The organism is Hydrogenimonas urashimensis (assembly GCF_016593255.1).
Taxonomy (GTDB): domain Bacteria; phylum Campylobacterota; class Campylobacteria; order Campylobacterales; family Hydrogenimonadaceae; genus Hydrogenimonas; species Hydrogenimonas urashimensis.
Window position 1 is genome coordinate 1,848,689 of the sequence record NZ_AP023212.1, and the last position, 26,728, is coordinate 1,875,416.

Here is a 26,728-nt window from a genome sequence, read left to right on the forward strand (position 1 = left end):
ATTGATTATGAGACACTTTTTGACACTGAAAGACTATACGAAAGAAGAGATACTTGAGATTATCGAACTGGGGCTTCGCATCAAAGCCGAAACGAAAGCGAAACGCTTCACCCCCTATCTGGAGAAACAGACACTGGCGATGATTTTCGAAAAGAGCAGCACGCGAACCCGCGTCAGTTTCGAAACGGGCATCTACCAGCTGGGGGGAATGGGGCTCTTCCTCTCCTCCCGCGACATACAGCTGGGACGGGGAGAACCGATGAAGGACACGGCGCGTGTCATCGGCCGCATGTGCGACATGGTGATGATCCGCACCTACAGCCAGAAGAAGCTGGAAGAGTTCGCCGGTTTTTCCGACGTGCCGGTGATCAACGGTCTGACCGACGACTATCACCCGGTGCAGCTGATGGCCGATTATATGACGATGATCGAACACGGCAAAGACCAAAACCCCGTGGTGGCCTATATCGGAGACGGCAACAACATGGCCCACAGCTGGCTGATGCTGGCGGCCAAACTCGGATTCGAACTGCGTGTCGCGACGCCGAAGGGATACGAGTGCGATCCGGATATCGTCGAAGACGCCGTGGAGTTTGCCAAAAAGAGCGGTGCAACGATTCTTTTTACCGACGATCCCAAAGATGCCGTGATAGGTGTCGATGTCGTCACGACCGATACCTGGGTTTCGATGGGGGATGAGGAAGAGAAGGAGAAGCGGCTCAAGGATTTTGCCGGTTATACCGTCGACGCCGCTTTGATGAAGCGGGCGAAAGCGGATGCCATATTTCTTCATTGTCTTCCCGCCTACCGGGGACTCGAAGTGACCGAAGAGGTGCTGGAAGGGCCGCAGAGCGTCGTATTCGACGAAGCGGAGAATCGGCTTCACGCGCAAAAAGGGGTCATGGTCTGGCTCGACGGAAAAAGGAACGAAGCTTGATGGAGGTCGATATGAAGAGTCTGAAGAATCTGCCGGTGGAACAGCAGCTCAAGGAGATCGATCTGGTGGCCAAACGTCTTGGAATGCCGAAACCGACGGAGCGGCCGGTGCTTGAGATCAAACCCGCGGGAGACGAGAAACACAAACTTCTGGAACTCAAACGGGGTGACTGGGGCGACGAACAGCCCTGGTTCGTGATCGACGAAGACGGGAAATTGCTGATTCTCTCGACCGCCGAAGCGATGATGGGCATCATGAATTCGCTACAGCATATGGGCGAGGAGGTGTTCAAGGCCCGCCTTGAGAGGGCGATCGCCAAAGAGCTACCGATCGATTTCCACGATGTCTGGACGGTCGCGATGCACGAACTGCAGCAGCGGCTCAAAGAGGGCGGGCAAAAGGCGGCGAGTGTCGATCTGGAAAATCTCGTCAAAAGCATCAAACGCCAACATCCCAATCTCTTCTATTCGCTTAAAGATCTTCAGCTCGACAGTGAGGAGATGTAGGTTTTCGTTTTCGTGCAGAGGTGCGGAATCGGCGAAATCGCGTGATTGCGTACCCTCCGATCGAGCTTGCGAAGGGGATGGTGCATTCCGCAGAGTGTTGGGCGGACGAAAAAAAGCTTCTTTGATCGAAAACGATTCGCATATGCAAGCATCGGAATGGATTTACCATGACACGGGCCCTTCCGATTTTTTTCAACAATTTCCAAACCTGAAACAAACCGCCGCAAAACGGTATTCGCTTGAAACTGTGAAGCGGCGCGACTATCTCTCCGTTTTTTTCAAAAAAGATGCCAAAAAAGTTTATGTTCTCCGAAATTTTGCCGATTTTTCTAACAATCTGGAAAACAGAAACAGATTTCGCAAATTCAGGAAGAAATATACTTTTTTGAAGAACGAAACAGACGGAGAGACAATGAAACGCAGGATCGTATTTGCGGTGAAACCGTTGATCGTTTTGTCGCTGCTCTCGTCAATATCGTCGATCCATGCCGATATTGAGGCAAGATATTCCGACAGTACCAAATGTAAACCGTGCCACAAAACGATTACACAGGAGTGGCAGAGCTCTTTGCATGCAAAATCGCACTTTTCCAAAAACGAACTTTACGCCAAACTACTTGGATATACCGCCAAAAAGAAGCATCAACCCGAATCGTGGATGGAAGTACGATGTGCCCAATGCCACAACCCCCGGGTTCTTGATGCGGTGAATCAGAAAAATATCGACATGGCGGGATTCGGATTCGATGAGGGGATCATCAGAAAAAAGATGGGATCCTCTTTTATCAAAGACGGTGTCAACTGTATCGTATGTCACAACATCCAGACCGTCCACGACTCCGTAAATGCGGGAAAACGGGGCAAGGACACCGTGGTCTGGGGAGCCAATGACACGATGGTGGGTCCATTCCCCGATGCCCGCTCCCCCTATCACAAAACCGCCTACTCCTCCATTTTCAAGGAGGAATCGAACAGGCTCTGCTTCGTCTGCCATTACAATGAGCGCAGTGCCTACGGGGTCGAAATCGGATCCACTGGCAAAGAGTATGAAAGCAGCGGCGACAAAACCCGGTGCGTGGAGTGCCATATGGGGCCTTCGGTGAAAAAACGGGCCGTTCAGGTGGATCTGCAGCGGTCGACATCACGAAAGGTGCGGACGCTTCGCCGCCATCTTTTTGCCGGAGTGAGAAACAGCGATATCGTCTCGGAAGCCATCGACATCGATTACAGGAGAGTGGGACGCAAAATAACGGTACGGTTGAAAAATCTGATTCCCCACAAACTTCCCACGGGTTTTGGAGGACGGCTTTTGCGCATTTATCTGGTCTACAGGGACCAATCGGGTACAAAAATCGGAGAGGATATGTACGATATCGGGGCGAAATATGCCGATAAAAAAGGAAAGGAGACGATCCCCCACCTCGCTGCCCGCATCCTTTCGGACAACCGGCTCAAACCCTTCTCTTCCCGGGACATCGTTTTCAGGGCACCCGAAAATTCCAAAAGTGCCGAAATTTTTCTCCAGTACTATCTGATGGCACCCGAGTGGCTGGAAAAACTCGAGGTTACCGATCCTCTGTTTCGAAAAAAATACGATATCGCCTCGATGAGGGTGAAGTTTTGATCGCCAAAAAAGATGCCCGAAACTCCGGTCCGAAAAGTTCTGTGCGAAGGAATTTCATGCCCTTCGTTTCAGCTTTCGGAAAAACCGGCAAACCGTTTCGGGAGCAGTACGGCTCTGCTTGTCATCTTGTCTTGGCAGAGTGAATGGTTTGCGTGAGTGTGGGGTTTGCCGCAAAGATTTTCTTCGCCCCGACTGTTGCTTTCGTACGCTTTTTCTTAGATGTAAAATTCCGATTCCGGTTTTATCACTTATTTATTGAAATTGTGGGAAAATAGGGGCAATTTTGTGCGGCGTGTCGCCAATTCGGAGTCTCTCTTTCATGAACACAATCGATTTCAAGCAATTTGTCAAATATTCCCAACCTGGCCCCCGTTATACGAGCTATCCGACGGCCCTGGAGTTTTCCGAAGCATTCACGTATGAGAAGTATGTCGGCAAACTCCGATCGCGGGATTTTAGAAAACCGCTCTCTATCTATATCCACCTTCCCTTTTGCCGGAGCGCCTGCTACTTCTGCGGTTGCAACGTCGTCTTTACCTCCAAAGAGGAGAAGAAAGAGCGCTACATCGACTACCTGACCCGGGAGCTGCGGATTTTGTCGGAGACGATGGAGACTTCCAGCGATGTGATTCAGTTTCATTTCGGAGGCGGAACCCCCACCTTTTTCAGTGCCGAACAGCTCGATCGCATCATGGAGACGGTCAAAAAGCATTTTCCCAATTTCGTCGAAGATGCCGAAATAAGCTGCGAGATCGACCCCCGTTTTTTCAACGAAGAGCAGATGAAGGTTCTCAAAAAACACGGCTTCAACCGTATCAGCTTCGGGGTACAGGATTTCGAACCGGTGGTTCAGCAGGCGGTGCACCGCATCCAGCCCTACGACATTACGAAGGCGGCGGTCGATCTGGCGCGAAAATATGGCATCGAGAGCATCAACATCGATCTGATCTACGGGCTTCCCTTTCAGACGCTCGAGAGTTTCAAAAAGACGCTCGAACTCGCCTATTCTCTCGATCCTGACCGTCTGGCCGTCTTCAACTACGCCCATGTGCCGTGGCTCAAAAAGACGATGCGTAAACTCGATGAGACGACGATCCCATCTCCTGATGTCAAACTGGCTATTTTGCAGTATACGATCGATTTCTTCACGAATCACGGCTACAGGATGATCGGAATGGACCACTTCGCCAAACCCGACGACGAACTTTTCAGGGCGATCGAAAAGGGCGAACTGCACCGCAACTTTCAGGGCTATACCACAAAAGGCGGTGTCGATCTGCTTGGCATCGGACTCACCAGTATCGGCGAAGGCGAAGACTACTATGCGCAGAACTTCAAAGAACTTCCCGAATACGAAGCGGCGATCGACGCGGGGAAACTGCCCTTCTGGCGCGGCGTGGAACTGACCCTTGACGACCGCATCCGCAAAGCGGTGATCATGGATCTGATGAGCAATTTCAAGCTCGATATCGGAAAGATCGAAAAGCGGTTTGGTATCGACTTCAAAAACTATTTCGCCGACGCGCTGAAGCAGCTCGAACCGATGGTTGAAGAGGGACTCGTGAAGATAGACGACAAAGAGATTGCCGTGTCGCAGACGGGTACGCTGCTCATCCGCAATATCGCCATGCCTTTTGACGCCTATATGCAAAAGCATGCATCGAGCAAGAAAACCTTCAGCAAGACAGTTTGAGAGTCACCGGTCAACACAAAAGGGTGGACGAAATCTCTTTCGCTGTTCACCCTGCGAAAAAGGGGAAGAATGTTCAATTACACGTCAGTCAGCGACGCTTGTATCAAGTGCGGCAAATGCATCCCGGTCTGCACCATTCACAATGTCAATGCGGATGAGGTGACGAGCCCGCGAGGCTTCATCGATCTTCTCGGCGCCCATGAGCGGGGCGAACTCGAGCTCGACAGGACGGCCAAGGATATTTTCGAAAGCTGTTTTCTCTGCACCAACTGCGTCGATGTCTGTCCCAACGACCTGCCCACCGATATGGTGATCGAGGAGGTGCGCAAAGAGATTGCCGATACATACGGCATCGCCTGGTACAAACGGCTTTTCTTCTTTCTGCTGCGTCACCGCACGATCATGGATATCGCCAGCAAGCTGGGGTACGTTTTCAAGACCTGTGCCGTGCAGAGCAACGAAAAGTACGGCGGCCTGACGCCCCGATTCAACCTGCCCATCATCAAAAAAGAGCGTCTGCTGCCCAGCATGGCGAGCAGGAGTGTCCTCAACTCCTACAAAGAGAAACTCGATCACGGCGGCAAAGGGCGCGTGGCCATCTTTATCGGCTGCCTGGCCAATTACAATTATACCGGCATCGGCCACTCTCTCGTGAAGATTCTCAAAACGCTGGAGATCGACATCTTTTTCGCCAAGGAGCAGAAATGCTGCGCCGCGCCCGCCTACTTTACGGGCGATTTCGATACCGTCGAAGTCCTGAGCAAGAAGAATATCGAATATTTCGAAAGTTTCATCGACGAGGTGGATGCCATCCTCGTACCCGAAGCGACCTGCTCGGCGATGATCAAACACGACTGGGCCGTATTTTTTCGCAACCGCGGTATGGAGGAGTGGGCCCAAAGGGCCGAGAGGCTCAACGAAAAGATATTTATGGCGACCGAGTGGCTCGCCAATCACACCGATCTTCCGGCACTCCTGGAGGAAAAAGGGTGCCACAAAGAGATGCTCGTTACCTACCATGACCCTTGCCACGCCCGAAAAGTTCAGGGAATCTACAAAGAGCCCCGCAGTCTGATAAAGGCCAACTACCGCTTTGCCGAAATGAGCGACCCCAACCGCTGCTGCGGTTTCGGCGGCGTAACGATACAGACAGAGAAGTTTCATCTCGCCGAAGCGGCGGGCAAGCCCAAGGCGGCGATGATCGATGCCACGGGCGCCGATGTCGTCGCCGCCGAATGCAGTGCCTGCCGCATGCAACTGAGCAATGCGCTCTTTCAGGCCGACAGCAAAGCCGTCTTCAAAAATCCGATCGAACTGATCGCCGATGCACTGGAGGGATAGAGAATGGGAAACATTTTCTGGAGCCTGTTGGCGACCGCACTCTTTTTTCTCGAAGGGTGCGCCGTCAACGGCATGGCGAACACACATCAGCCCTGCAGCGAAAAACTTTACGGTACGACATGGAACCTGCGGATGATCGACAACGACAGAATAGATCTGAAACATCCCGCGACGATCCATTTCGACGATGATGGGAAGATTTCCGGTTACAGCGGATGCAACCACTATTTCGCGAAGGCGGAACTGACTGCCACGACGATCACGTTCGGGCCGGTCGGTTCGACGAGACGATACTGCATGGGGGAGGCGGGAAAGGTCGAGCAACGCCTGTTTTCGCTCTTCAAAGGAAAGAAATGGTGGAATTTCGATGAGAAAAAGCGTTTGCAGATCTTCGATGACGAGCATCGGCTTGTATTCGAACGTGCCGAGTAGCCGATGAGATTCTGGCAGCATATTTACGAGCATTTCGATCCGATCGCCTTCACGTTGGGACCTTTCAAGGTCCACTGGTACGGCATTATGTATGTTCTGGCACTCGTCACGGCCCTCTACGCCGCCAAATGGTATGTCAGGCACGACCGGTATCCGGTCAATGAAAAGATGCTGGATAGTTTTTTCATCTATGTGGAGATCGGTGTGATACTTGGGGCGAGGCTGGGGTACATTCTTTTCTACGATCCCCATACCGGCTACTATCTGACCCATCCGTGGCAGATTTTCAACCCGTTCCAGGGAGGTACCTTCACGGGCATCATGGGGATGAGCTACCATGGCGCCGTTGTTGGTTTCATTCTGGCGACGTGGATTTTCGTGAGAAAAACCAAAACCTCTTTTTGGATGTGGATGGATCTTGTGGCACTCAGCGTACCGGTCGGATACGTTTTCGGGCGTATCGGGAATTTTCTCAACCAGGAACTGGTTGGACGTGTGACAGAAGTGCCGTGGGGTATCTATGTGCATCAGACGCTCAGGCACCCTTCGCAGCTCTACGAAGCCTTTCTGGAAGGGGTGGTGATCGCACTGATACTCTTCTTCTACCGAAAAAAAGAGCGGTTCGAGGGGGAGCTTATCGCGCTTTATGCCATTCTCTATGGTGCTGCGCGTTTTATCGTCGAGTTCTGGCGGCAGCCTGATATTCAGATCGGTTTTGTGTGCTGCGGATGGATGACGATGGGGCAGATTCTTTCACTGGTAATGGTCGCAGTGGGCCTCGTCATCTACATCCTGCTTGGAAAAAGGGCTACTCCGGTTTCGCCAAAACCTCGATGATCTTTTCCAGATCCTCCTCGGGTGCGTACCCCGGAATGATCTTGACCGCACTGCCGTTCTGATCGAACACGATGGAGAAGGGCAGACCTCCCTCCCACTGGGCCCTGTGAGCGATATACTGGACAAAATCGGGATTGTTCGAATATTCGTAGATCGGATAGTTGAAACCGAATTTTTTCTCAAGCATATGCCGTTCGCCGGGTGTCATGGGCTGCTGGGCGTGAATTGCTATGACCTGAAAGATTTTCGGATGTTTTTTCTGGAGGCTGACGAGGTGGGGAATCTCTTTCATACACCATTTGCAGTGTTTGCCGAAAAAGTTGAGCAGGACGATCTTTCCTTTGTATTCGTCGATGACGATGCCGTTGGGCGCCTCCGTGATATGGATCGTCGGTGCGCCTTTCTCCTTGAGCTCGAAAGTGAGAGTGACCTCGTTTTTCCGGTTTTCGGCCGCCGAAAGAGGCAGAAGCGACAATATGCCGAAGGCAAGAAGAAGGGTGAAGAGTTTTTTCATTTGAATTCCTTTAAAGGGGTTTGGGATCCTGTCTGGAACTGGACATAGAGTTTCAATATGGCGATGAAGACCGTCGTGATCGCCGGACCGATAATCATACCCCAGAAGCCGTAAGTCGTCAAGCCCGCGATAATCGAGAAAAAGACCAGCATTTCGTTGCGTGTGTTGTTCTCTTTGAGCATTTTTTGGTCGATCTCCTTGATAATGACCGGTTTGACGAAAGTATCCGCGATAATCGAGATGACCACAATCGAATAGATGACGACCACGAGTGCCGGCGTGGCGCCCTGAGTGACCCAGAGATAGATCGATGTGGGGACCCACATCAACGCTCCGCCAATGACGGGGACGAGGGAAGCGAATCCGTAGAGAATTCCCAGCAAGATGGCATCAAGACCGAAAAAGAGGACGACGATGGCAAAAAGCGTTCCCTCCAGAATCGCCGTGGCCAGGATCGAGAAGAAGACCACCCCCATGGAGTTGGAGAGTTCATTGAAAAGAAGCTGCGTCTGCGCCGTGTCGAGCGGAAGAATCCGTTTGATGAAAGGCCCCACCTTTTCTCCGTAGTAGTAGGCGAAAAAGTAGAAGATGAGGATCAGAACCATATCCTTGAAAAAGACGGCACTCTGGGCCGCCATGGTGCCAAGAAAAGAGATGGCGTGTTTGAGGTATTTGCGGATACTCTCTTCACTGAAGACGTTGGCGAGGACTTTGTGGATCGATGCGGTATCGATGTTGAAGCGTTCGAGCAGTTCGGGAGGAAGCGATATCGACTGGAGATAGTTGGCGGTTTTGACGACCAGTTCGTGAATGGCGATGGGATCGATATGGGTGACCATGACCGCGATGGCGTTGATCATGTAGACCAGAGGAGCGAAAAACATGATACCCAGCAGCAGCGACATGACGGTGCTGATGACCCACCGTTTCTCGACCCGTCGGCCGATGTGTCTGGCGATACCCAGTGTGGCGAACATCAGCAAAATGGCGATGGCGATATCCTGCATGAAAGGCATGAAGACCCGGTAGAGAAAATAGCCCGAAACGAGAAGCAGAAGGGTTATGAAATATTGGGGCTTCATGCGGTTTTCACCGTTCTCAAAAGAGTCCTCCCTGGGCATTGGGAGAGAGTTTGAAATGTTCGAAGGTTTTGGGAGTGGCGATGCGCCCCCTGGCCGTGCGTTCGATGTAGCCGTTGGCCAGAAGATAGGGTTCGATCACATCCTCGATCGTCCCTTCATCCTCACTGAGTGCGGCCCCGATGGTGCCAAGACCCAAAGGTTTTCCGCGAGCTTCGATCAGGAGTCTCAGAAGTTTGAGATCGAGTTCGTCAAATCCCTCTTCGTTGACACCGAGCTGGTCGAGGGCGTATTTTGTGCGTGTCAGAGCGATGGTCGCTTCGTTTTCGACTTCGGCAAAATCCCGTACCCTGCGAAGCAGCCGAAGGGCGATTCGCGGCGTGCCGCGGCTTCGTCTGGCGATTTCGAGTGCCGCATCGGCGTCGCACGGCTTTTCGAGTTTGACAGCGGCCTGTTGAATGATTTTGGCCAGTTCCCTGCTTTCGTAAAACTGCATTCTAAAATGCATGCCGAAGCGTTCCCGCAGGGGATTGGAGATCATGCCGGCGCGTGTCGTGGCGCCGATGAGGGTGAAACGGGGAAGGTCGAGCTTGATCGTCTGGGCAGCCGGACCGCTGCCGATAATGATATCGAGCCGGTAATCCTCCATCGCGGGATACAGAATCTCCTCGATGGCGGGACTCATGCGGTGAATCTCGTCGATAAAGAGAATATCTCCCTCTTCGAGATTGGTCAGGATCGCCGCCAGATCGCCGCTTTTTTCGATCATCGGCGCCGCTGTTACTTTGATCTGGCTTCCCATCTCCGAGGCGATGAGGTAGGCGAGTGTCGTTTTGCCAAGACCCGGAGGTCCGAAGAATAGGACATGGTCGAGCGCCTCGTTCCTTTTTTTGCTCGCTGCAATGAAAACCTGCAGGTTCTTTTTGATCTTCTCCTGTCCGATATACTCGTCCCACTGCGACGGTCGCAGGGAGGCTTCGTAACTGTTTTCGTAATCGAATTTTTCGATTTCGACCATCCGTTCCATCTATTGTGTCTCCGGCAATATGGTGAATAGTGAATAGGGAATGGTGAATGGTGTCGGGGCGGTGCTTCGCATCGCGATTTGATTGAATTTCGTTCGCTTTGCGAACGCTGTCATTCCCAAATAAAAAGGAGCGTAGCGACCTTTCCCGCGCTTTTCACTTTTCACTATTAACTTTTCACTTTCCATAGGTGTGCTCATCGTTCGGAAACAATCCGTCCCGTACCTCTTTGGCGTATTGGGCGGCAGCCTCTTTGACCAATTCGGCGCCGTTGAGGTAGCGCTTGACAAATCGGGGTTTGAAAGCTTCGAAAAATCCGAGCATGTCGGACCAGACGAGAACCTGTCCGTCGGTGGCGTTCCCGGCACCGATACCGATCACCGGAATGTCGACCGCTTCGGTCACGGCGGCACCCAGATCGGAAGTGACGCCTTCGACCACCAGGGCGAACGCACCCGCCGCTTCGATCGCTTTGGCATCTTCGATCACTTGGGCAAAGCTCGCCTCATCCCGTCCCTGGACCTTGTAACCTCCTTCGGACCGAACCGACTGGGGAAGCAGGCCCACATGCCCCATCACGGCGATGGCATTGTCGCACAGATGTCTTACCAGTTCCGCCCGCTCGATGCCTCCTTCGATCTTGACGGCGTCGGCGCGGGTCTGCTGGAACACTTTGACGCTGTTTCGCAACGCTTCGTCGAGGGTGTTGGTGGAGCCGAAGGGCATGTCGCAGATGACGAAACTTTTCGGTGCGCCGCTGCAGACGGCGCGGGTATGGTAGATCATCTGATCGAGGGTTGCGGAGAGAGTGTCGGGTTCACCGAGAAAACTCATATTGAGGCTGTCGCCTACGAGAATCATGTCGGCCGACTCTTCGAAAAGGGATGCGAAAAGAGCATCGTATGCGGTAATCATCACCAGTTTTCTTTGGCCTCTGGCCTGCTGAAGCGATGTGATCGTCTCCTTTTTCTGCATGGCTTCCCCCTTTACAATTGGTAGTGATTCTATCCAAAAATTGGTAAAAATGGTATAATTGCGGACAGACAAGGGGCTTTCATGGGCATCCGTACGGAGCTGGAACAGCAGTTTGAATACGATATCGTCGACGAGTTCGCCGACCATTTCGATATCATGACGGAGAGCATGGAGCCGGCCATTATCGCTCTTGAACACGAAACCGGACGCATCGACAAAATCAACGAGCTTTTTCGTATTTTTCACAATATCAAATCGGCGGCATCTTTTTTGAAGATCGAAAGAATCCATTTGCTGGCGGAGCTGGCGGAAGAGATGATGGAGAGGATGCGGGCGAACGAAGAAGAGATCGACGAGAGAGTGGTCGACTGGCTTTTGCTGGTGAGCGATCAGATGCGACTGTGGTCTAGCGAGCTTCTCGAAGACGGGACGCTGGGCGATATCGATCCCGAAATTTTGAATGTACCAAAGAGAGACTGAATTGAAAAAACTGGTGGCTTATATCACGACCGGATATCCGGACAAAGACTTTACGGTTGATTTGGCGCTTTCGCTTAAAGAATCCGGTGTCGACTCGCTTGAACTCGGCATTCCCTTTTCCGATCCCGTGGCTGACGGACCGGTTATCGAAGCGGCGAATCTTTTCGCCCTGCGCAACGGTTTCAGGATGGAGCATCTGCTGGAGGTGAGCGAAAAGATCGCCCCGGAGATCGACACGCTGTGGATGGGCTATTTCAATCCTTTCTACCACAGGGGAATCGACTTCTTTCTCGAGAAAGCGAAGCGGTACGGGGTGAGCGGCTTCATCATACCCGACCTGCCCCACGAGGAGGGCGCAGCCTATCGGCCGCAGTTCGACGAAAAAGATGTGGCGCTGATCGAATTCGTCGCGCCGACCGATTCCCGTGAACGGATCGCCAAAATTGTAAAAGATGCCCGAAAGTTCATCTACATGGTCGCCTACGCGGGGATCACCGGTGCCGAAAAGAGCGAATCGCTCGAGCCTGTCATCGCCGCCGTGCGGGAGCATACCGATACGCCGCTTTATATCGGGTTCGGCGTCAACGAAAAGACGGCGAAAGAGAAGGCTAAAGGGGTGGACGGCGTGATCGTCGGCAGCGCCTTCGTGAGAATTCTGCTTAAAGAAAACTTGACAAACACCCAAAAGATTGATAAGATATCTACACTCGCACGTACGATCAAAGAGATGATCAACGAGTAAAAAGTGCATTAAATGTTGTTTGCTTTCTAGAAGGGGTTGACTTGGCTTCGACAGGAGCAGGCGATTCCTGGCTGCATGTCGGGTTGAACATCCCGTTACCACTGTTCACAATGCAATAAACGCAAACAACACAAATTACCGCCCCGCTTACGCATACGCTGCGTAAGTTAACCCTTATCGGGGCTGCTCTCTCCGCCGACGCCATATAGGCGGTTTTTGAGAGTATCACACTTTTATGGCTATATCGGCAGGGTGCCTCGCCTGCCGACGAATCTTCGAGGCTCGCACAGCGTAGCTTTGGACATTGCGCGAAGCTGTGTCAAACGAAGCAATGTCGTCTAAGCATGTAGACGCCAGGAGTTGCTTGTTTCTGGACAGGGGTTCGATTCCCCTCAACTCCACCAATAACTTCCACAATCCAATCCATAAAATTCCAACACAAAGCCACTTAAGCCATTCAATACAAGAGAGCGAAATGGCGCCAATTCTCTCTTTTTGCCCCTCCGATGCCGATCGATAACTTTTTTCGAATCTGCCGAGAAGTTCGAGCGTGCAGGCTTTTTTGACCTTTCTCTTCCGGTTTGGGTACAATCGTCTCTACAGGCAGCTTTTTCTGCCGATGCCGTGACAATTCAGTCGGTAGTCCGGCGCTTTCGTTTGGTTGGACAGAAGCTGGATCGGGAAGTCGCAGATTTTGAAACAGGAGAGTCCGAATGGTAAAAGAGAGCACGTCGCCCCTTGTGAAACATATGGTCAATCAGCTTCGGGATGCCCATTGTGACGCTTTCAGATTCCGCTGGATACTCAAAGAGCTTGCAAAGCAGCTGTTGGCGGAATGTTGTGGCGTTCTGCCGCTCATGGAGAGGAAAATACCGACGTGGCAGGGGAATTTCGTGGGATCTTTCGTCGACGAAAGCCGCATCACCTGTGTCTGTATTCTTCGCGCCGCCCTACCGATGCAAGATGGCGTGCTGGAAGTGCTTGGCGAAGCCGAAGGGGGCTTTCTTGCCATGAAAAGAGACGAGCAGACCCATGAAAGCCGACTCTATTACGATCGGATTCCCGATATTTCGGGAAAAACTGTCATTGTCGTTGATCCGATGGTGGCCACGGGTGGGTCGCTGCACGATGCGTTGGCACTGTTGAAAGAGCGCCAACCGAAACAGATCATCTCTTTGAATGCGATCGGTGCTCGGGAAGGGGTCGAACGGATAGAAAAGGCTTTTCCCGATGTCGATCTACATATCGCCCAAATCGATCCAACACTCAACAAAGACGCCTATATCGTTCCGGGACTCGGAGATGCGGGAGACCGTGCCTACAACACCATTTAAAAAAATAGAAACAAACCGATTTATCCATAACTGATCCTGTTCGAATGAGATGGAGGGTGACATCAGTAATCAAAACAAGGAGTGTTCCGGATGGGATGGCTAAAAAAGAGTGGGGAAGAGAAAGAGAAAATCGAGAAACTCGAATCCGAGAACAGACGTCTGAACGAGGAGCTGTCTGAAGCGAAAAAAGCACTGGAGTCGATGCGTCGGGAAAGAAATGACAGAGAGGATGTCGAAACTTCGCGAATCAAAGATGAAGTGATCGACATGCTGATAAACTCCTACGAGAGTGGGGTCGCCTTTACGCGGACCATCATGGAGAACAACAGCGAAATGCTGGATGAGGCGGACGATTTAAACACCAGGACGGCCAATCGCATCGAAAACGTTGAAAAAGAGCGGGATGCCGTGAACATGACGGTCGATGAGATTGGAGAGGAAACGAACAATCTCGAAACCGGTGCCAATACATTGACAGAAAGCGTGGATTCGATCAGTGAAATTATCGGGCTGATCAAGGATATAAGCGATCAGACCAATCTGCTGGCCCTCAATGCCGCCATCGAAGCGGCCCGGGCCGGAGAACACGGCAGGGGATTCGCCGTCGTGGCCGACGAGGTGCGAAAACTGGCCGAACGCACCCAAAAAGCGACCCAGGAAGTGGAGATCAATATCGGTCAGCTCAAGCAGAACGCTTCGGAGATTATGGATGTGGCGGACCGTTTCAGACGCAGCGGTGAATCGATTCAGCAAAAACTGGCTGCTTTTTTCGAAGAGCTCGAATATGTCATCAGCAATTCTGCCCGCATTCGGGCCATTACCGAAAACATCACCAATGAGATCGGGGTTGGTGTCGGAAAACTGGACCATATTCTATTCAAACTGCTGGCCTACAAAGCGTTCATTCGCGGGGAACGGCCCGAATTGATCGATGAGCATGGCTGTCGTTTCGGCAAATGGTTCAAAACCAATCAACATAAAATCGACGATGATCAGAAGACGCTCAACGATGTGGCACATTACCATGTCGAGGTGCACCAGGGAGTCAAAGAGGCTGTGCGAAAATGGCTCGACGAGAAGGCTTACCGTGAAGCGATCGAGCGGATGAAAGAGGTCGAAGAGGCCAGTGAAAAGGGCTTTGAAGAGCTTTACGAGAGTTTTGTCTCCCATCGTCAATAAAGAGGCAGATAGATTTTATCAATCATCTCCCGGTATTCTGCGGCGGCGTCACTGTCGATCGTGATGCCTCCACCGCTTTTGTAAACAAATCCATCGGCTCTTTTTTCGATAAAACGTATCATGACGGCGCTGTCGACGTTTTTCCCGTCGAAAACTCCGAAAATCCCGGTGAAGAATCCTCTTTTGTGGGTTTCGATTCTTTCGATGATTTCACAGGTCTTTTTTTTGGGCGTACCGGAAATGGAACCGGCCGGCAGCATCTTTTTTAAAATCTCTCCCAGCCTTTCGGGCCAATCTCTTTGCAGTTTCGCTTCGATGTGCGAACTCACCTGCAGCAGTGTTTTGTCGGCCGTTACGATCTTCTCGATGTAACGAAACCGCTTGACCCGTACTTTCGATCCCACGATTCCCAAATCGTTGCGAAGGAGATCAACGACCATGATATGCTCCGCCATCTCCTTTTTGTCGGCAAGTATTTTGGCTTTCGCATCGTAAACGGAGGCGTCGATCGTTCCTTTCATCGGGTAGGTCGAGATGGTGTCCTCCTCGATGCGGATGAAGGGTTCGGGTGTAAAACAGACGAACTTTCCGGGTACCAGCAGTTTGTACGGGGCAAAGACGGTATCGAAAACCTCTTCGAGATTGAAGGAGATGTCGATAGGTGTGGAAAAAGAGAGGTTGAGCAGGTAGGTGTTACCTCTTTCGATCTCTTCGATGACACGGTCGAATGCCTTTTTGTATGTCGCAAAAGGCACGGGTTTTTTCTTGAGTGTGACGCGTGAAGCAGGGAGTGGGGCGTTTTTTTTCTTCCCGCTTCTTTTTTTTAGATTTCCGATTCCCGTCATTCCTTTTATCGAAAAGCGTATGCCGTTTAGCTCGTCAAGTCGTTTGACGATAATCTCGCTCTTGTCATACGAGACGATGAAAAGAAACGGCGTGCCCTCTGCGGCGAGGCGGGAAATTTCGGCGAAGCCGTCAGTCATTGGCAAGAATAAGTTTCTTGAGCGCCGCCATACGGACAACGACACCGTTTTTGACCTGTTCGAGCACTTTGCAGCGCGGATCGGCCAGCATGGCATCGTCGATGTCGATGTTGCGGTGTACGGGCCCCGGATGAAGCAGGAGAATCTTTCGGTCGCCTATGCGCTCTTTGGTAATGCAGTAGTCGCTGGCGTAATCCTTGAGGCTGCCGTAGATAGGGTGAGCGTGGCGCTCCGTCTGGGTTCTCAGGCTCATGATAATGTCGACATCGTCAAGAATGTCGTCAAGCTTTATTGTCGTCGGAAGATCGGTTTTTGGGAGGAAATGGGGTGGTGCCACGAGTGTTATTTTAAGACCGAAGCGACGCAGAAGCCGTATGTTGGAGTTGGCGACCCGGGAGTTTTTGATATCGCCGACGATGGCGATACGCTTGCCTTCGATGTCGCCGCCAAAGTGCTGGCGAATGGTAAAGAGGTCCAGCAGGGCCTGGCTCGGATGGGCGTGGGCGCCGTCACCGGCATTGAAGATGGCGCAGTCGACATGGCGGGATATCTGGTAGGGTGTGCCGCTTTGGGCGTGCCGGACGATGATGGCATCGGGACCCATCGCGTTGAGATTGGCGGCGGTGTCGTAGAGGGTTTCGCCCTTTTTCGTGGAGCTTTTTGCCACATCCAGGTGGACCACATCGGCTCCCAGCCGTTTCGCGGCGATCTCGAAACTGCTGCGGGTACGGGTGGAATTTTCGAAAAAGAGCGTGATAATAAGACGGTTTTGCAGAAGCTTGGGCGGCGGCGCTTTCAGAAAATCTTCGGCATCTTTGTACAGCTGTTCGATCTCTTCGATGCCAAAGTCGTCGGTAGTGATGAGATGCCGCATGAAAATCCTTTTCAACCATAAACAAAAGTTAAAATCTTGAACTGAAATGGGCCGTTTCGTTGGCTTTTGTATGTATGAATTATAGCAGGAAGGAAGAAAAGTTGAAATTAAAAACTCAAAGGTGGGAGGGTTGATTCAAAAAGAGCAAACCGCCCGAAGGCGGTTTGGAAGCGTCTGAAATTACATTTCAGAGTGGAATTTGTAGTCGAGCTGGACCCAGTATTTGGTAGTGTCAGTCAAACCGTAAACTTCTCGTGCAGGAACGCCGCCTTCCTGATACCACGCTCCTTTAAGAAGCAGACCAAGGTCTTTGGTGATTTTGTAGTTGTACGCAACATCGAATTCGCTACCCAGATCATCATCGGATCGTGTACCGCTTTTGATATCATCATCGCCGCTGAAGATGTGATAGAAGCCGGTAATTTTACCATACTCACCAAAATTGTAACCGAGTTTGAAGATCAGATCTTCGAGACCTTCCTGCGGAGTACCGAGGAATTTGTCAGCCCATCCGTTGAATTTGTGGAGGGTAGCCAACGGCGTATTGAACGAAAGACCTTTGTAATTTCCCGGACCGCCATCCGCTGCACCGAGCAATTCGTACGCGATTCCAGCGCTAAAGCCACTCATATTGCCATACAGACCGATGCGATAGTAGCTGGCATCGTTGTCATCTGTAACATCCGGGTTGTAGAGAGGCTCGTTGTCGTCGTCCATTGTCGGATCTTTCTGATAAGCGTATTCTGCTTCATAATTCAGTTTTACCGCATCAAGATCGAATTTACCTGTTGCGCGGATACCGATATGGTCCGCGAAGTTGGAGATCATATAATCGTAAACGGTGACATCCAATTCCGGCATGAATTTGTAGTTGGCATGCAGGAGCACACTGTTTGTGTCGAGATGAGCATCTACAACCTTGTTAACACGCGTTACATAGGCACCCAAAAGATTCAGGCCTTCCCAGTTGTAGATTGCTGCTACCAGGTCATAGGTTTGCGGCATTTGTCTCCAGCCGACGTTACCGATGAAACGGGCGTTGTCCAGAACGACCATTTTTCGACCAACGATACCGGTGAATCCTTCATAGGTATAGCTGATGTTGGCCTGAGTCATACGGCTTTGGCTGGGGTCTGCGACCTTTTCATAACCACTTCTTTCAGGAGCATAATCATGGATCAAACCGAAGTGGGAAACATCCATGCCCTGAAGTTGTGCATTCAGGCCGTCGACACCGAACAGACCCATTTTAACGCCGATAGCGGTACGCACTGTCAGTGCATTTGCCTTATCCAGGTTGTTCTGATCGACATCGACAAACTCGTATCGAGGGCGAATCTCGATGTCGAGCTGCGGATTGCTGATAATTTCCTCGAGCATGCTTGCGCTTGCACCTGTGGTCGCTACTGTCGCTGCCATGGCTGCGACGAGGCTCATCTTGATTGTCTTCATTCTTACTCCCTTTGAAGAATTTGGTTTAACCGTTCCGGTCATATCTATATATTTAAGAGATTATACAGATATGACCGGAATCTTTACGAAACCATCAATTATACGCCGATCAAAAAAGCTTTTTCCTTGACATAAATCAAGAATAAGTGATGACTTTTTTAATCTGCCGTTATAGTATCAGATTTTTTCTTAAAAAAAGCATTTGATAATGGCGTTAAAGTATTTGTCAACTACGCGGTTTTGTTAGAATACACTGAAAAACAGAGGTGAAACGGAATGAAACATTACATCAAAAAAATATCGACTTACGCGATGGTCGGTTCTTTTGGAGCGTTGGCCATGGTGGCGATCTCAGGGTGCGAAAGCAAACCCCCGGGGGAAGCGGATGCCTTTACCCGCGCCAGTCAGAAGCAGGGGGCGTTTGTCGTCATCGACGAAGTGGCGCCGGGGCAGTACAAGATTGCCGAGGAGTACCCGGCGGATACGACGCGGGTGATTTTACGCGAATTGGACGGCACGGAGAAGATTCTAAGCAAAGAGGAGCTGGATGCCCTAATCAAGCAAGAAGCGGCGAAGATCGACGCGGGGGAGTCGGCGCTGACCAATCCCCAGCTCTCCAATGGCGGCCTGAGCCTGGGGGAGGCGATTCTGGCGTCGGCGGCCGGGGCGATCATCGGCAGCTGGATCGGCAGCAAACTTTTCAACAACCCCAACTATCAACAAACCCGCCAGCGCAGCTACAAATCGCCTTCGGCCTATCAGCGCAGTGTCAACAGTTTCAAGAAAGCTAAAAGAAGCACGACCACTTCCACGCGCCGCTCTACCAGGTCCGGATTTTTCGACGGCGGCCGAAGCGGCTCGCGTTCCACCTTCGGCGGATTCGGTGGCTGAGATGGTGCGACTGGAAAAAGTTGAACCCCTGACGTCGGAGCTCCTGGAACGGCTGGGTTTCCGCTGGCATACCGACGCCGACGGCACCTCCTATGTGGCCGACGAGATCGTGGTGGTGAGCGAAGCGGAGGCGGAGGCCTACTACGAAGCGGCCAATACGCTTTACGATATGTATGTCGAGGCGGGGGAGTATGTCATCGAAAACGATCTTTTCCACGACATCGGCATTCCTTTCAATCTGGTCGACGCCGTTAAAAAGAGCTGGGAGAACGACGTACACTGGCACATCTACGGGCGCTTCGACTTCGCCGGGGGCATCGAGGGTCGGCCCATCAAACTGCTGGAGTTCAACGCCGACACGCCGACGTCTCTTTTCGAGACGGCCATCATCCAGTGGGCGCTGCTGAAAATAAACGGCATGGACGAAGCGGCCCAGTTCAATCACGTCTACGAAGCGATCCGCGACAATTTCCGGCGGCTCATCGTGCTGGATGGGAATGTGGAAGAGTTCGGGCGCCATTACGAAGGGTGGAAGATACTCTTCAGCGCCATTCGTGGCTCCATAGAGGATGAAAACACGACCCGCCTTTTGCAAAAAATCGCCGATGACGCGGGGTTTCATACCGATTTCGCCTTCGCGGACGAAGTGGAATTCTCAGACGAGGAGGGAATCTTTTTTGGCGGCGAGCGGTTCGAGTATTGGTTCAAACTGATTCCCTGGGAGACCATCGCCATCGAAGAGGGCGACCTGGCGAGGATTTTGACCAACATCATGAAAAACCAAAAAGCGATCATCCTCAATCCCGCCTACACATTAATGTTTCAATCCAAGGGGATGCTGAAGATTCTGTGGGATCTCTTTGCTGGCCATCCCCTGCTGCTGGAGACCTCTTTCGAACCGCTCAAAAAGAAACAGGTTCAAAAACCCTTTTTCGGCAGAGAGGGGGGCGGTGTGCGGATACTGGATGCCGAAGGAAACGAACTGGAGCGTGGCGAGGCGATCTACACGGACCAGCCCGCCATCTACCAGGCCTACGAGCCGCTTTTGGAAGACGAAGCGGGGCGACGCTACCAAGCCGGCGTTTTCTTCGCCTATGAAGGGTGCGGGCTGGGGTATCGCAGAGGCGGCGAGATTCTGGGGAACATGAGCAAATTCGTCAGCCATCTTGTCCGATGAGATCGTCGAGATAACGGTCGATCTCTTTTGGAAAGAGATAATGGGCGATCTTTTGCGCCCGATAGAAGGGACGGGTGATCGTCTCGAAACTTTCCGCCTCCTCATAGAGGTTGATCGCAAGATCGAAGGCGATTTCTCTGCTGCGAAGCGCCTCCATGCTCAACAGGGTGTCGTTGATCGAACCCAGCCGACTGGGGCCAAGAAGAAGCGTCCTCGCACCGAAACGTTTCGGCAGGTCGATCATGAAGGTCCGCTCGTCGATGGGAACCATCAGGCCTCCCGCGCCCTCGATGAAGAGAATGTCGCATGAGGATGCGAGCCTTTCGATCCGCTCTTGGATGCGATCCATCGAAACCGATTTTTCTTTTTTGGCGACGAAGGGGGACGCGGGCATACTGAACCTGTAGGGAACGATCTCTTCAAGAACCATGGCACGGGTGGAGGGGTTGAGCTTTTTCATGGTTTGCAGCAAAAGTCTGCCGTCGGCAGGACCCTCTCTCCCGACACCCGTTTCGATCGGTTTGATGGCCGCCGGCACCCATCCCTTTTGGTAGGCTTTTTCCATGAGACGGCATGTGGTGTAGGTTTTGCCCACGGCCGTATTGGTGGCGGTGACAAATATTCTTATGCCCATTCAATATTCTTTCGCTATAATCTTTTCAAATAGTCGGATGTGCGGTTTGTCCGCTGCTTTCTAAAAGGAATCAGCCGGCATTTAGTTCCTGGATCATCGTATACGGAACCGGAGGTATCGATCGGATGAAACATTATGAATATTTTAGCACACTGCTGCCGCAGATTGTTGGCGAAAAAGAGGGGCCGGTCGCGCCCGAGATAGTGCCATCGGCCGCCTTCGCCTATGCCTCCGCCCAGGAGGCGGAGGCGATATTCGCGGGTGAGACGTCCAAGCCCCTCTATGCCCGAATGGGCAATCCGACCGGTATGAAGCTCGAAAAGGTGCTGGCCAAGATGGAGGGCGGTTTCGGAGCCGTCGTGACCTCTTCGGGCATGGGGGCGATCTCGATGGCGATGACCGCCTTTTGCGACCGTGGCGACAGGGTGCTCTGCATCGGCGGTTTTTTCGGGGGGACCTACGCGCTGATGAACGAGACGCTGCCCCGTTTTGGCATTCAGCCGCACTTTTGCGATGTGGATGATCTCTCCGGTATCGAAAACTTCCTTCGCGAAGGGATCAAGGTTGTTCTTCTGGAGAGTGTCGGCAATCCCTCTTTGAAACTTCCCGACATCCGGCGGATCGGACTGCTCTGTGACGAATACGGTGCTCTTTTCATCGTGGACAACACGCTCACGCCGCTCATTGTGGCGCCTTTTCGGATGGGCGCCGATCTGGTGGTCTATTCGACGACCAAGATCATCAGCGGTCACTCGGCGGCCCTTGGCGGAGCGGTGGTGTACAGGGGGTTGAAAGAGGAGAAGGACAAGCTGCTTGAGAGAAAGTTTTCGGCGGTCCATCCGCTGCTGCAAAAAGGAAAAGGGGCGCTGGGCGCCATTTTGAAAAAAAGATCGATGCGCGATTTCGGCATGAGCGCGAACGCTTTCGCCTCCTTTCTGACACTGCTGGGCATCGAAACGCTTCCGATGCGGACAAGACGGGTCAACGAGAGTGTCAAAAAGGTGGTAGATATTTTGCACGACAGCGGTGTCGATGTGAGACACCCGAGCCTCCACGCCCACGAACATCACCTGCGGTACGAAGCGCTGTTCGAAGACGGGTGCGGGCCTCTTTTTACGATCGAGTGCCGATCGAAGGAGAGGGCATTTGCGTTTTTGAACGCCTCAAAGCTGCTGACACAGAGCGCGCAGGTCGGGGACAACCGGACACTTGGGCTTCATATGGCCAGCACCATCTACAGGGATTTCGAGGCGCTCGACAGAAAGCTGCTCGGCGTGACGGACGGCATGGTGCGGATATCGGTCGGGTTGGAGAGTCCGATGGCACTGGCGGAAGATCTGATCGGGGCATGGAAAACCATCATGCACCTTTGAAATTTTGTCGCGAACTTGAAAAATTTCTAAATTATGGTATACTTAAATAAAACTAAAACAACTCATCCGAAAGGAGAAGAGATTGGCGCAAAAAGAGTGGGTTGAGAGCGAAAGCCAGGTCGACCTCGAAGAGCCGGAACTTTACAAAGTGATCATGTGGAACGATGATTATACGACAATGGATTTTGTCGTGGAAGTTTTGGCCGATATCTTTCACAAGAGTTACGAAGAGGCCGTCGAGATCATGCTCGCGATCCACGAGCAGGGCAAGGGAATCTGCGGGACCTATACCTATGAAATCGCGGAGACGAAGGTCCACCAGACGATCAAACGCGCCCGAGCCAATGAATTCCCGTTGCGGGTGACGATGGAGAAAGAGTGATTTCTCCAGCCGCTGGAAAGCAGCAGTGTCCGTTATGGTAGGCGATACTGAAACGGACGAAAAGGGGTGTGCCAAAAAGGCGGGAGCCGAAACGCTTCCGTCGCGCATCTTGGGACGGCAGTGTGCCAAAAGCCCTCTGCCGATCAGAAAGCCAAGCGCGGCCCGATACGGACGGTCCGCGTATTTTCCGGAGGATAGACAGATATGATCAGCAAAGATCTCAACGACATTTTCAAAGAGGCGGTCAAATACGCCAAAACGCATCGTCACGAATACCTGACGGTCGAACATATTTTTCTCGCGGTGCTTCTCTCTCCCCAGGGAGCGGAGATTCTGCAGAAGGCGGGAGCCGACATCGAACAGATGAAGAGTCGGATCAATCAGCACCTGATGACTTCGCTGCGGCCTCTGCCCGAAGGGGTGGTTCGTGAGCCATTCGAAACCGTGGCGCTTTCCAGGGTGATCGAGAAGATGATCCGCCATGCCCAGAGTTCCGACAAGAAAGAGGCGAATGTCGGCGATCTGCTCGCTTCGATCTTCAACGAAGAGCACTCTTTCGCCGTCGCGTTGATGAACTCCCAGGGGATCAACCGCCTGACGATTCTCGAGATCATTACAGAGAACGAAACGCAAAGCGAGAAGAAGCCGAAAGAGACGGAGAGCGAATATCTCGACCAGTTCACGGTCAATCTCGTGGAACGGGCGAGAGAGGGCAAAATCGATCCCGTCATCGGCCGCGACACCGAAATCGAGCGGGTCATGCAGATTCTCTGCCGTCGCAAAAAGAACAACCCTGTTTTGGTGGGTGAGCCGGGTGTGGGCAAGACGGCCATCGCCGAGGGACTGGCCCTGGCCATCGCCGAGGGTGACGTGCCCGAAATGCTCGAAAATACAGAGATTTTCGCTCTGGATATCGGGTCTCTCATCGCGGGTACGAAATACAGGGGAGATTTTGAAAAGCGCCTCAAAGGGGTTCTGCATGAACTCGAAGAGCGTAAAAATGCGGTACTTTTCATCGACGAGATTCACAATCTTGTAGGTGCCGGGGCCACCAACGGGGGCAGCATGGATGCCTCAAACCTTCTCAAACCGGCCCTGGCCAACGGCAATCTCAAATGCATCGGTGCCACGACATTCGAGGAGTATCGCAACTTTTTCGAAAAAGACCGGGCGCTCAGCCGCCGTTTCGCCAAAGTCGATGTAACGGAACCGAGTTTCGATGATACGCTGAAGATTCTCAAGGGACTGAAGTACAAATACGAAAAGCATCACGATGTCCATTTCAGCGAAAAGGCGCTCAAAACGGCGATCGATCTTTCGGTCAAGTATATGCACGAGCGTTTTCTGCCCGACAAGGCGATCGATATCATCGACGAGGTGGGCGCTTCGTTCCGTCTCAAAGCCCGTCGGCGACGACGTGTCAGCGAACGGGATATCGAAGATGCGGTCAGCCGCATGCTGAACCTGCCACCGGCGCGTGTCACGAGCGACGATCTGGCGACACTGCAGAATCTCGAAAAGATTCTCAAAGCACGCGTGATCGGACAGGATCGTGCCGTCGAAGAGGTGGCCGCGGCGATCAAACGCTCGCGGGCCGGCCTGGGCGCGCCGAACAAACCGGTGGGATCCTTCCTTTTTGCCGGTCCTACCGGCGTGGGAAAGACGGCCCTGGCCATCGAACTCGCCGAGGCACTGGGCGTCCATTTCGAACGGTTCGACATGAGCGAATACATGGAGAAGCACGCCGTCAGCCGCCTCATCGGCGCCCCTCCGGGCTATGTGGGCTACGAGCAGGGCGGTCAGCTGACCGAGGCGATCCGAAAGCACCCCCATACGGTGCTCCTGCTCGATGAGATCGAAAAAGCCCATCCCGACCTGATCCAGGTGCTGCTGCAGGTGATGGACAATGCGATGCTCACCGACAATACGGGCAACCGCGCCGATTTCAAAAATGTCATCATTATCATGACATCCAACGTCGGAGCGACGGAATCCAATGTCATGGGATTCGGCGCCCGCAGTGAGGCGAAGCACGACAGCGCGATCAAATCGGCCTTCAGTCCGGAGTTCAGAAACCGTCTGGATGCGGTGGTGCGATTCGATCATCTGAAGCTCGAGCACGTCAAGAAAATCGTCGACAAATTCATCGACGAACTCAATCTCCAGATGGCCGACAAAAAGATCGTCATCAAACTTTCCGAGGCTGCGAAAACCTATCTGGCGGAAGAGGGATACGACGAGACGATGGGCGCCAGGCCGCTTGGTCGCGTCATTGCCGAAAAGATCAAAGCGCCGTTGACCGAAGAGATTCTTTTCGGTTCTCTCAGGCACGGCGGCGAGGTCGAATTCGACATGGAAAAAGAGGCGCTCGTATTCAAAGTGCCCGAGGAGACCGCGTAAGTGAGGGGACGGGGGTGTTCGCTTCCCGCCTCTTGGGCCACCCTCGATCGGGGGAGGTGAGATGATGCGGCAGCCCTATATTCCCCGCCTTGGATTCGACCATATCTTTCCCGATCCCCGATATGCCATGAAGGAGGGGCTGCTCGCCTACGGAGGGGATCTCAACCCCGATCGCATTCTCACAGCCTACCGGCACGGCATCTTTCCCTGGTATAACGAAGGCGATCCCATTCTGTGGTGGTCGCCTGACCCCAGACTTCTGCTCTACCCCGATGAATTCAGGCTTCACCGATCTTTAAGAAAAAAACTGAGGCAGAGACGATTTACGGTAAAATTGGACAGAAATTTCGAAAAAGTGATGCGTCATTGTGCCGATGTGCCGCGGCATGGGCAGATAGGCACATGGATTCTTCCCGAAATCGTCGAAAGCTACCAAACGCTCCATCGCCGCGGATTTGCCCATTCGGTCGAAGTGTACGACGAAAAAGGCGAGCTGGCGGGCGGGCTCTATGGCCTGAGTACCGGGCACGCCTTTTTCGGGGAATCGATGTTTTCGCTCAAACCGGACGGATCCAAAATCGCGCTGGCGCACCTGGTGGTGCTGGCCAAAGAGTGGAAATTCGCTTTTATCGACTGCCAGATCCCATCGGATCATCTCAAGCGTCTTGGAGCGGTCTGTGTCAGCCGCGACCGATTTCTGGACGAACTGGAAGAGACGCAGCAGCATCTCGGTATGCCGGGAAACTGGCAGGAGCACGAAGCCCTTCTGGATAGGATCGATTGGTAGATCGAATCGGTTTGCGTTTTTGATTCCCGGGTCCTTGCTTTTTTTCTTTAATTACAACATTTGAGAAGGAGATCATATCATGGTAGATCAGCAGATAGGTTTTTCGCTCTGGCTCGATTTCATCGAACGGGATCACCTGCAAAAAGAGTTTGGACGCATGATCGAGGAGGGCATCATCAACGGGGCGACGAGCAACCCTTCCATTTTCGCCGCTTCCATCGAAACGTCACCGGCCTATACCGCCCAGCTCGACACACTCCAGAACCATTCGGCCAAAGCGAAATACGAAGCGCTGGCGAAAGAGGACATCCGTACCGCAGCAAAAAAACTGAAGCCGCTCTACGATGCCGGGAACGACGGTTTCGTCAGTATCGAAGTCGATCCTTTTTTGTGTGACGATACCGAGGCCACGATCGAAGAGGGACGCAGACTCTACCGGGAAATCGGGATGGAAAACGTCATGATCAAAGTGCCGGCGACAGAGGCCGGCTACGAGGCGATGAAGCAGCTGATGAGCGAAGGACAGCATGTCAACGCGACACTCATTTTCTCTCCGATGCAGGCGCTGAAGTGCCTTGAAGCGATGCAGGAGGGGCTGAAAATCTACCAGGCATCCGGGACGAAGAGTGTCCGTGGTGTTCTCAGCGTATTCGTCAGCCGCTTCGACCGGCTTCTGGATGCGAGTCTGCTCGAACGTGGCATCGAACCGGGACGGGTGGGCATCATGAACGCAGCGAAAATCTACAATCTTGTAGAATCGAAACAGAATCCTTCGATCCGCACCCTTTTTGCCAGTACAGGGGTGAAAGGAGATGCCTATTCTGCCGATTATTACATCAAAGAGTTGATGGCGCCCCACAGTGTCAACACGGCACCTCTTGCGACAATCGAAGCGTTTGTGGAAAATCCGGATCACCGCACGAAGCTTCCGATCGACGATGCCGCGATCGAAGCGTTTTTTGCAAGGGTCGAAAACAGCGGTATCGATATGAGCGAGGTCTACGATTCGCTTCTGCAGGAGGGTCTCAAGGCATTCAAGGAGGCTTTCGCCACACTCTTAGCCCATCTGGAGTAATC

26 protein-coding genes, 1 other RNA gene and 1 pseudogene are annotated in these 26,728 nt (G+C 52.5%); 20 read left to right on the forward strand and 8 right to left on the reverse strand.

The window, feature by feature from the left end; translation table 11 throughout:
- Positions 1-7 precede the first annotated feature (7 nt).
- From argF to lgt, 7 genes are all read left to right on the forward strand, one after another.
- Positions 8-937: an ornithine carbamoyltransferase gene (gene argF, locus JMG82_RS09525; protein WP_201352514.1), complete on the forward strand. Its 930-nt coding sequence runs from the start codon at positions 8-10 to the stop codon at positions 935-937.
- An 11-nt stretch (positions 938-948) separates the two neighbouring features.
- Positions 949-1,443: a DUF2603 domain-containing protein gene (locus JMG82_RS09530; RefSeq protein ID WP_201352515.1), complete on the forward strand. Its 495-nt coding sequence runs from the start codon at positions 949-951 to the stop codon at positions 1,441-1,443.
- Between the two features lie 412 nt (positions 1,444-1,855).
- Positions 1,856-3,067, forward strand: coding sequence for a multiheme c-type cytochrome (locus JMG82_RS09535; RefSeq protein ID WP_201352516.1), 1,212 nt, complete (start codon positions 1,856-1,858; stop codon positions 3,065-3,067).
- A 319-nt stretch (positions 3,068-3,386) separates the two neighbouring features.
- Positions 3,387-4,760 (forward strand): oxygen-independent coproporphyrinogen III oxidase, encoded by a 1,374-nt coding sequence (gene hemN / locus JMG82_RS09540; protein ID WP_201352517.1) that lies wholly within the window; start codon positions 3,387-3,389, stop codon positions 4,758-4,760.
- 69 nt (positions 4,761-4,829) lie between these two features.
- Complete coding sequence (locus tag JMG82_RS09545; RefSeq protein ID WP_201352518.1) at positions 4,830-6,101, forward strand: (Fe-S)-binding protein; 1,272 nt, start codon at positions 4,830-4,832, stop codon at positions 6,099-6,101.
- A gap of 3 nt (positions 6,102-6,104) precedes the next feature.
- Entirely contained in the window at positions 6,105-6,533 is a 429-nt protein-coding gene (locus JMG82_RS09550; RefSeq protein ID WP_201352519.1) for an META domain-containing protein, read from the forward strand.
- Positions 6,534-6,536: 3 nt separating this feature from the next.
- Positions 6,537-7,370, forward strand: a complete 834-nt coding sequence (lgt, locus tag JMG82_RS09555) for a prolipoprotein diacylglyceryl transferase (protein ID WP_201352520.1) — start codon at positions 6,537-6,539, stop codon at positions 7,368-7,370.
- Here the strand turns inward: lgt and JMG82_RS09560 are convergent.
- The 4 genes from JMG82_RS09560 to panB form a co-directional block, all read right to left on the reverse strand.
- A complete protein-coding gene (locus JMG82_RS09560) occupies positions 7,342-7,884 on the reverse strand; it encodes a TlpA family protein disulfide reductase (protein ID WP_201352521.1) in 543 nt (180 codons plus the stop codon). The genes lgt and JMG82_RS09560 overlap by 29 nt on opposite strands.
- Positions 7,881-8,966 (reverse strand): AI-2E family transporter, encoded by a 1,086-nt coding sequence (locus JMG82_RS09565; RefSeq protein ID WP_201352522.1) that lies wholly within the window; start codon positions 8,964-8,966, stop codon positions 7,881-7,883. The genes JMG82_RS09560 and JMG82_RS09565 overlap by 4 nt, the downstream gene beginning before the upstream one ends.
- 16 nt (positions 8,967-8,982) lie before the next feature.
- On the reverse strand, positions 8,983-9,990 hold the full coding sequence (gene ruvB, locus JMG82_RS09570) for a Holliday junction branch migration DNA helicase RuvB (RefSeq protein ID WP_201352523.1): 1,008 nt from the start codon (positions 9,988-9,990) through the stop codon (positions 8,983-8,985).
- Between the two features lie 175 nt (positions 9,991-10,165).
- Positions 10,166-10,963 carry a 3-methyl-2-oxobutanoate hydroxymethyltransferase gene (gene panB, locus JMG82_RS09575; protein WP_201352524.1) on the reverse strand — a complete coding sequence of 266 codons (798 nt, stop codon included), beginning with the start codon at positions 10,961-10,963 and terminating at the stop codon, positions 10,166-10,168.
- 81 nt (positions 10,964-11,044) lie between these two features.
- On the opposite strand from panB, the gene JMG82_RS09580 reads away from it, so the two are divergent.
- The 6 genes and pseudogenes from JMG82_RS09580 (at position 11,045) to JMG82_RS11890 (ending at position 14,698) form a co-directional block, all read left to right on the forward strand.
- Entirely contained in the window at positions 11,045-11,443 is a 399-nt protein-coding gene (locus JMG82_RS09580; protein WP_201352525.1) for an Hpt domain-containing protein, read from the forward strand.
- Between the two features lies 1 nt (position 11,444).
- Entirely contained in the window at positions 11,445-12,185 is a 741-nt protein-coding gene (trpA, locus tag JMG82_RS09585) for a tryptophan synthase subunit alpha (RefSeq protein ID WP_201352526.1), read from the forward strand.
- 32 nt (positions 12,186-12,217) lie between these two features.
- Positions 12,218-12,589: a transfer-messenger RNA gene (ssrA, locus tag JMG82_RS09590) on the forward strand.
- 309 nt (positions 12,590-12,898) lie between these two features.
- Positions 12,899-13,519 carry a uracil phosphoribosyltransferase gene (upp, locus tag JMG82_RS09595; RefSeq protein WP_201352527.1) on the forward strand — a complete coding sequence of 207 codons (621 nt, stop codon included), beginning with the start codon at positions 12,899-12,901 and terminating at the stop codon, positions 13,517-13,519.
- Positions 13,520-13,933: 414 nt separating this feature from the next.
- Positions 13,934-14,293, forward strand: a pseudogene (locus JMG82_RS11885) (methyl-accepting chemotaxis protein); the annotation flags it as partial.
- Between the two features lie 96 nt (positions 14,294-14,389).
- Positions 14,390-14,698, forward strand: coding sequence for a CZB domain-containing protein (locus tag JMG82_RS11890; RefSeq protein ID WP_430408184.1), 309 nt, complete (start codon positions 14,390-14,392; stop codon positions 14,696-14,698).
- Here the strand turns inward: JMG82_RS11890 and JMG82_RS09605 are convergent.
- The 3 genes from JMG82_RS09605 to JMG82_RS09615 all read right to left on the reverse strand — a co-directional run bounded on the left by JMG82_RS09605 (position 14,692) and on the right by JMG82_RS09615 (position 18,007).
- Complete coding sequence (locus tag JMG82_RS09605) at positions 14,692-15,681, reverse strand: aminodeoxychorismate synthase component I (protein WP_201352529.1); 990 nt, start codon at positions 15,679-15,681, stop codon at positions 14,692-14,694. The two genes, JMG82_RS11890 and JMG82_RS09605, sit on opposite strands and share 7 nt — an antisense overlap.
- Entirely contained in the window at positions 15,674-16,555 is an 882-nt protein-coding gene (locus JMG82_RS09610; RefSeq protein WP_201352530.1) for an aspartate carbamoyltransferase catalytic subunit, read from the reverse strand. Before JMG82_RS09610 ends, JMG82_RS09605 begins: the two co-directional genes overlap by 8 nt.
- 180 nt (positions 16,556-16,735) lie before the next feature.
- Positions 16,736-18,007: a hypothetical protein gene (locus tag JMG82_RS09615; RefSeq protein WP_201352531.1), complete on the reverse strand. Its 1,272-nt coding sequence runs from the start codon at positions 18,005-18,007 to the stop codon at positions 16,736-16,738.
- 276 nt (positions 18,008-18,283) lie between these two features.
- Here JMG82_RS09615 and JMG82_RS09620 point away from each other — a divergent pair, with 276 nt between their 5' ends.
- Positions 18,284-18,898: a UPF0323 family lipoprotein gene (locus tag JMG82_RS09620; protein ID WP_201352532.1), complete on the forward strand. Its 615-nt coding sequence runs from the start codon at positions 18,284-18,286 to the stop codon at positions 18,896-18,898.
- Between the two features lies 1 nt (position 18,899).
- Positions 18,900-20,075, forward strand: a complete 1,176-nt coding sequence (locus JMG82_RS09625; RefSeq protein WP_201352533.1) for a glutathionylspermidine synthase family protein — start codon at positions 18,900-18,902, stop codon at positions 20,073-20,075.
- Here the strand turns inward: JMG82_RS09625 and bioD are convergent.
- A complete protein-coding gene (bioD, locus tag JMG82_RS09630; RefSeq protein WP_201352534.1) occupies positions 20,056-20,709 on the reverse strand; it encodes a dethiobiotin synthase in 654 nt (217 codons plus the stop codon). The genes JMG82_RS09625 and bioD overlap by 20 nt on opposite strands.
- A 125-nt stretch (positions 20,710-20,834) precedes the next feature.
- On the opposite strand from bioD, the gene JMG82_RS09635 reads away from it, so the two are divergent.
- The 5 genes from JMG82_RS09635 (at position 20,835) to JMG82_RS09655 (ending at position 26,726) form a co-directional block, all read left to right on the forward strand.
- On the forward strand, positions 20,835-22,082 hold the full coding sequence (locus JMG82_RS09635; RefSeq protein WP_201352535.1) for a trans-sulfuration enzyme family protein: 1,248 nt from the start codon (positions 20,835-20,837) through the stop codon (positions 22,080-22,082).
- Between the two features lie 82 nt (positions 22,083-22,164).
- Complete coding sequence (locus JMG82_RS09640; RefSeq protein WP_201352536.1) at positions 22,165-22,464, forward strand: ATP-dependent Clp protease adaptor ClpS; 300 nt, start codon at positions 22,165-22,167, stop codon at positions 22,462-22,464.
- Between the two features lie 204 nt (positions 22,465-22,668).
- Positions 22,669-24,864 (forward strand): ATP-dependent Clp protease ATP-binding subunit ClpA, encoded by a 2,196-nt coding sequence (gene clpA, locus JMG82_RS09645; protein WP_201352537.1) that lies wholly within the window; start codon positions 22,669-22,671, stop codon positions 24,862-24,864.
- A 61-nt stretch (positions 24,865-24,925) separates the two neighbouring features.
- Positions 24,926-25,651, forward strand: coding sequence for a leucyl/phenylalanyl-tRNA--protein transferase (gene aat, locus JMG82_RS09650; protein WP_236579129.1), 726 nt, complete (start codon positions 24,926-24,928; stop codon positions 25,649-25,651).
- Between the two features lie 79 nt (positions 25,652-25,730).
- Positions 25,731-26,726 (forward strand): transaldolase, encoded by a 996-nt coding sequence (locus JMG82_RS09655; RefSeq protein ID WP_201352538.1) that lies wholly within the window; start codon positions 25,731-25,733, stop codon positions 26,724-26,726.
- Positions 26,727-26,728 lie beyond the last annotated feature (2 nt).